Origin of the sequence: Candidatus Protofrankia californiensis (assembly GCF_900634765.1) — a bacterium.
In the GTDB taxonomy this organism is placed as follows: Bacteria; Actinomycetota; Actinomycetes; order Frankiales; family Frankiaceae; genus Protofrankia; species Protofrankia californiensis.
Genome location: NZ_CAAAFT010000466.1, coordinates 19694 through 25732 on the forward strand (window position 1 = coordinate 19694; position 6039 = coordinate 25732).

At 65.8% G+C, this 6039-nt stretch carries 6 protein-coding genes; 4 read left to right on the forward strand and 2 right to left on the reverse strand.

All coding sequences use genetic code 11. The features are described from left to right. The 3 genes from DD1DGNOD_RS24055 to DD1DGNOD_RS24065 all read left to right on the forward strand — a co-directional run. The coding region (locus tag DD1DGNOD_RS24055; RefSeq protein ID WP_206443396.1) for an MFS transporter at window positions 1-1650 on the forward strand (1650 nt) is incomplete at its 5' end. Window positions 1651-1706: 56 nt separating this feature from the next. Further along, window positions 1707-2153 (forward strand): Dps family protein, encoded by a 447-nt coding sequence (locus DD1DGNOD_RS24060; protein ID WP_131768692.1) that lies wholly within the window; start codon window positions 1707-1709, stop codon window positions 2151-2153. Then, window positions 2126-2566, forward strand: coding sequence for a Fur family transcriptional regulator (locus tag DD1DGNOD_RS24065; RefSeq protein ID WP_131768631.1), 441 nt, complete (start codon window positions 2126-2128; stop codon window positions 2564-2566). Before DD1DGNOD_RS24060 ends, DD1DGNOD_RS24065 begins: the two co-directional genes overlap by 28 nt. 97 nt (window positions 2567-2663) lie before the next feature. On the opposite strand, the gene DD1DGNOD_RS24070 is transcribed toward DD1DGNOD_RS24065, so the two are convergent. Further along, entirely contained in the window at window positions 2664-3182 is a 519-nt protein-coding gene (locus tag DD1DGNOD_RS24070; protein WP_165035249.1) for a BlaI/MecI/CopY family transcriptional regulator, read from the reverse strand. A gap of 1632 nt (window positions 3183-4814) precedes the next feature. Further along, the gene (locus DD1DGNOD_RS24075; protein ID WP_131771089.1) at window positions 4815-5360 is read right to left on the reverse strand and encodes a class IV adenylate cyclase; all 546 of its coding nucleotides are present in this window, start codon (window positions 5358-5360) and stop codon (window positions 4815-4817) included. Between the two features lie 459 nt (window positions 5361-5819). Between DD1DGNOD_RS24075 and DD1DGNOD_RS28400 the strand changes: the two genes are divergently transcribed. Continuing rightward, window positions 5820-6039 (forward strand): hypothetical protein (locus tag DD1DGNOD_RS28400; RefSeq protein ID WP_206443397.1); only part of this gene is annotated, 220 nt, incomplete at its 3' end.

Genomic DNA, 6039 nt, shown 5'->3' on the forward strand with positions numbered 1-6039 from the left:
ACCGACACCGAAGACGACATGCAGGGTGGCGAAGAGGACATACGGAACAGCGCGGTCCAGCGACTCCGATGGCGTCGGCTCACGTGGCGCGGGCTCCTCACCGAGCAGGGACGACCACAATGCATCCGTGATCACGCTCGCGCCCCCTGGCTGATCGTCGCGACCGTCTGCATCGGCGCCTTCATGGGGCAGCTCGACGCCAGCATCGTGACCATCGCGCTACCCGACATCCGGACCGACCTGGGCGCGTCCCTGACAGCGATCACTTGGGTGAGTTTGTCCTACCTGGTCGTCCTGGTCGGCACGGTCGCGGCAGTAGGACGCCTCGCCGACATGATCGGACGAAAACTTCTGTACACCTACGGTTTCGTCGTGTTCACGCTGGCTTCACTCGGATGCGGGCTCGCACCGAACCTGACGACGCTGCTCGCCTTCCGGGTGGTCCAGGCGATCGGTGCAGCCATGTTGCAGGCCAACAGCGTCGCTTTGATCGTCAGTGCTGTTCCACGGGACGCGCTCAGTCGCGCCATCGGCCTGCAGGCGGCGGCGCAGGCTCTCGGGCTGTCGCTGGGCCCGGTGCTCGGCGGCCTGCTCACCAACGCAGGTGGCTGGCGGTGGATCTTCTACATCAACATTCCCACCGGAATTCTCGGGTGCGCCCTCGGTTGGGTCCTGCTCCCCCGGACCCGGCTGCGGGCGGCCCGGACCGCGTTCGACTGGCCAGGTCTGGCGCTGCTGTTCCTCTCTGTGACCGCTGGCCTGGTCGGGCTGTCACAAGCCGCTACGGACGAGCCTGCGCATCCTGGCATATGGCTGGCGCTCGCCGGCTCGGCAGCGCTCGGCTGGGCATTCATCCGGCGGCAGGCCCGGACCGATGCTCCCGTGATCGACCTTGAGCTGTTGCGGCGCCGCGACGTCGCATCCGGGCTCGGGAGTGGGATGCTGGCGTCCGCGGTGCTGTTCGGAACGCTGTTCGCCGTCCCGCTACACCTGACCGACCGCGGCGGGCTGAGCATCGCGTTCGCGGGCCTGGCCTTGACCGCCCTCCCACTGGCGATCGGGCTGACCGCGCCGACGGCCGGCGCGCTCTCGCGGCGCTACGGCGTCCGCCGGACAACGGTCCTGGGGATGCTCGCCTCCATGGTCGGTGTCGTTGTGACAGCCGGCTGTGTGGCGGCCCTCGCCCGTTCGGCGAACGGTGCTGCCGGGGACGCCGCCGTGGGTCTCGGCGCCGTCGCGGCGACAGAGATTGCACTGGCGATCATCGGGGTTGGCATCGGGCTGTTCACTCCGGTGAACAACGCCGCTGTGATGTCGGCGGTCCGTCCCCAGGAAAGCGGGTCGGCGAGCGGGGTACTGAACATGACCCGCGGTCTGGGGAGCGCCCTCGGCGTGTCAGTGACGTCGGTCGCGTTCGGCATCGGCGGATTCGCTGCTGCCGCGACGGTCCTGGCCGGATGCGCGGCGCTGGCCGCCGTGATCGCCTGGTGTCGCCCTGCCCGGCAGGGGGCACGGACCGATCCGCTCGCCTCGGTCGAGCACGGCCGATCAGCCGTCCCGGCTCCCCGCATCCCTGCCTGTGCGGGACACCGCGATGCTGCTTCGGAGCAACCCGTCCAATGCCTTCGGCTACACAGGAAAACGTTGTGATCACGTCACGATCAGCGGGTAGATTGGACATAGTCCAAAGAAGAGGAGACTCGAATATGATCAACAACGTTGATCGTGTGGGTAGCCTGCTGCAGGCCACGCTGGTGGAGTTGATCGACCTCGCCCAACAGGGCAAACAGGCCCACTGGAACGTCGTCGGCCCCCGCTTCCTGCCGGTGCACCAGCAGCTCGACACCCTGGTCGACGACGTACGACTGGGCGCGGACGAGGTGGCGGAGCGCGCCGTGGCCGTCGGTTACCGTCCGGACGGACGTAGCGCCACCGTGGCCAAGGAGACACCACTGAGCGAGTTGCCCGCGGGGTCGCTCGCCGACGTCGACGTGGTCCGCGAGATCACCGATCGGCTGCGTAACGTCGCTGACTCCGTCCGTGCGAGAGTGGACCAGCTCGACGACCTCGACCCGGTCACCCAGGACCTTCTGATCGGCCTGACCGCGACTCTGGACAAACACGCATGGATGTTTGGCGCACAGTTGAACTGAGCGCTCGGCTACGCACCGCGGGCCTTCGGGCCACCGGCCCCCGGCTCGCGGTGCTGGACGCCCTGGGGCGTCTTGGTGGCCACCGCCGCGCCGACGAGGTCCACGACCACCTGGCAAACAATGGATACGATCTTGCCCGGACCAGTGTCTACAACGTGCTGCGTGACCTGACTGCCGCAGGACTCGCGCTGCTGGCGGACGTCGGCCCGGGCGTGACCCTCTACGAGGCAGGCAGCGCCCTCCACCACCACTTCGTCTGCCGTTCCTGCGGATCGGTCCAGGACGTCGCCTGCGCTGTCGGCGCACACCCCTGCCTGCATCCCGATACTGCCACCCACCCCGGCATCGGCACCCTGGACGAAACACAGATCATCTTTCGCGGCCTGTGTTCCCGCTGCAGCCCGCCCCCGTAAGAACGCGCATGGACGGCGGCGAAGCGACACCTACACGGTCCATGAGCGCCAGAGGCCACCCTTTTCGCCCTACCCGTTTCGCCCTGCCCCTTTCGCCTCACTCTTCGCCCGGACCGCCGGTTCCAGGGGTGTCCGTAGCTCCGGAGGTGTCCGCAGTTCCGGAGGTGTCCGCAGTTCCGGAGGTGTCCGTGGCGGCTGCCTCCAGCATCATGCTAAGCAGGCGTGCCTGCCGGAGCGGAAGGGCCGCGGCGAAGTGGCCCAGGGCCGCTTCGGGGTCACCCGCCTGTTCCAGTGACGCGAGCATCTGGGCGGCGGCATACTCCTCCCGCCGTCGAGTCGGGTGATACATCCAGACCCGACGGATCCGAACTCGCTCGACATGCCCCTTGCCGATGAGACGGGCAAGCGTGGTGGCTATGGTGCTGTGCGCGAGTCCCCCGCCCAGCTCCTGCTGGATGTCGCCGGTGCTCACCGGCGCACGGGCCGCCCAGACAACCGTGAGGACCGCTGCCTCCAGCTGACCGGGCTGGCGGCGCATCGCCGTGCCGGACACGTCCGTCGGCTGCTGCGCATCGTCGTCTCGCGGGGCGGGTTCAGGGCTGAGAGTAGTCAACAAGGGCCGTCCTTGAAGGCGTGAAGGGCGTATCGGTGACGTGATCCGCGCAGTGGCGGTAGCAGCCCCGGGCGCGTGCGGCCGGTCCGTCGACAGGCACGTGCCGACACGGCACGGAGCAGGGGCTAGAGCGTCGGCCAGGTAGCGCAGATCCATCCCGAAGTCGATCAATGATCCATGATCGAAGATCGTCGTATCATGAAAGTGAGGGAGTAGACGGTCGCGATAGCAGCCGTTTTCACACTCAATCTCTTGATCGCAACAGGACGCGTGGCTACCTGACCGGGCTCTGGAGGGCGAAAAGCAACACGATCATGCTTTTCTCGCACTCGAGGTTCCTGCCGGATCCGGGAGGTTCGGGAGGCCCAAGTTCCGGGTCGCTGCTTGGTCAGTGAGTCGGCCCCGTCGGCAGGAAACGCCGCTGGCAGGAGACACTGTCAACAAGTCAGCCTACCGGAACCAACACCAGCCGTAGCGACCTTGGCAGCCAAGGGAAATACGATCCTGCTTTCTTGAGCGCGGGGTTACCGGCTGCCACCGGACTGGCTATACCGCTGCGAATCGGACTGCCGAGGAACCTGGCTGCCAGAAGAGCCGCGGGCCTACCTCAAGACTGATGCACGCTCCTGGCGGTCCCCGGCGGGCCATCGCGTACCTGAGGATCTCGCTCGTCCAAGGCGCCGCGGAAGAACCGGACGGTTGAGCCACGCGCACACCGTGGTCGGCAAGGCCCGTCCGGCCGGGCACAGCCGCTGGGAGCAGGATCGACAGCACACCGCGGACCGTGCGGGTGGCAAGCACACAGGCAAGACCGACGACGGTGGCGCACAAACGTGCAGGCCACCTGGCCGTAGCCACCACGCGCGAAAAGGCGGCCGCCCCATTCGCCCGGGCACAGCTTTGCATCATGTGCCGTGGCCCACCTGTCTGTAGTCGGTTACATCGCCCGTGTCGTTGGATTGCATGTAGTCGTATGTTGTATGTAATTGTATGTAGTTGCCCGCGTCATCCGCGAGAAAGCCGGGGCGGAAGAACCTCGCACATCACCAATACACTGCGTTACCGCATCGGTCGAAATCTACGGTCACGCCGACAAATGATTACCAAGCGCAAGCGTCTTACTACCCTGTAAAGATTTTATCCGCAGGAAGCAGGACAGGGTGCGCCGAACCGGCCAGAAACCCCTGTGGTTACTCCCTCAGAGTGAACCCGATGTATGCATGTCGGCGCAGATCGCACACGGTCGGACCGACCTTGCCAGCCCCCACCCACCCCACCACCGCAACCACAGGACCTCGTGGCGATCGTGCGCCGCCAACCATGTGCCACCGAGCTCACACTGCCGTGATCGCCGGGCTCCCGGAGTCGTTCCGAACCATGGGGCCGGATGGCGAGCCACGTCCAGGCTGCTGCTGGCAGGACCCGAACCCCGTCGATCGAAGATCGACAATGGACTCCGAATCAAGCCGATACCGGACGAGTTATACCGGTTTGGCCAAGCGGGGTCCCCATGCCACCGCGGCCCGGCCACAGCGTCCGACAAGGCGAACCACGGCATGCGGCAACGATGCGCACCAGGGGGCCGCTTGGGCGTGGATCGCCTGGACAGAGGATCCGGAAAAGAATCTCAGAATCTCAGGCGGCACGCAGCTGAGCGATCCGCACCAGCGCGTCACATGTTTCCTCGGTACGTGTCACGTCAACATTGAGGGAAGCCACAAAGGTATTCAGCGCCTCTTGCACTGTCACCGCCGACTCGTGCGCGGACACCGGACAGTCGAGCTCCAGAAACATACCCAGCCCGTCGAGTTCGTCCACGCAGAGCGACATGTTGCCCAGACTCGCCGTCCGCCGGATCTTGGCGACCCGCACCGTCGGACAGAAACCCATGTTCAGGATGGCCTGATGCATCTGATCGCGATCGGCGACTTCGGTCTCGAACGAGATGTATGCCTGGGCGTTGATAGTGGGCTGTTTCAGGGTGAAAAAATGACGGTCGTTTATCGTACGTAGCCGCGGGAAGGACACACCCAGCCGACTGTCCTCGAAGGTCCAGCGATCAGGAGCGTACGCCTGGTCATCCTGAAAGAACGGCTCACCCAGCTCGATGCCTCGCGCCTTGAGGGCCAGGAAGAGTGCCTCCCTGTCCCTCACATGGAACTTGACCTTAACCTCGCGCACACAAGCCTCCCCATCGTCTACCCGGCGATCCCCCGAGGCGACAGCCTGACACATAACCCGCCAACCAGAAGTGACGCCCACCGCCAAAGCTATAGAGTCGGATGGGCGTTGGATGCGAGCAAGCGGCCATGACCACATCTTTCTAGCCCGTGTCCGGGGCCCGGGGCACGATATCAACCCTGTGGTGACAGCCAGCAACAGTCGGCACACGGTCTGACCTTCGTCGAGGTCACCTCGACGAAGGTCGGCGAGCCGCCCACCCCTGAGCAGCGCGCACCCACGCACCCGACCCCGAGATGCCGGCGTCCCATATCCGCAGGCAGACGGACATCACGTTACGGGTACGTTTCACAGCGGATGCCACCTGGATCTCTGTCCGACCAGGTGGTCACGCACTCACGGCCGTCTCGCCCGCAGCCCACCCGCAGGGCCGGCGAAGCTCACGCCACAGCTTCAGCCATGGCCCGGAGTCCGCTGTCGGCCGACGGATGGACAGATCATGACAAGACCGGCCGCAGGCTGTCGGCGCACGTGATTCACAGCCGTCCCGCTTTTCAGAAAACCTGGGGAAACAATGGCGGCGCAATCATGTTCCTTTTGCTCCCGGGGTTCCTGCTGGATCGGGGGTGCCTGCCGGATCCAGGGGCCCGAAAGCCGATCCGCGAGGTCCATCGCCGGG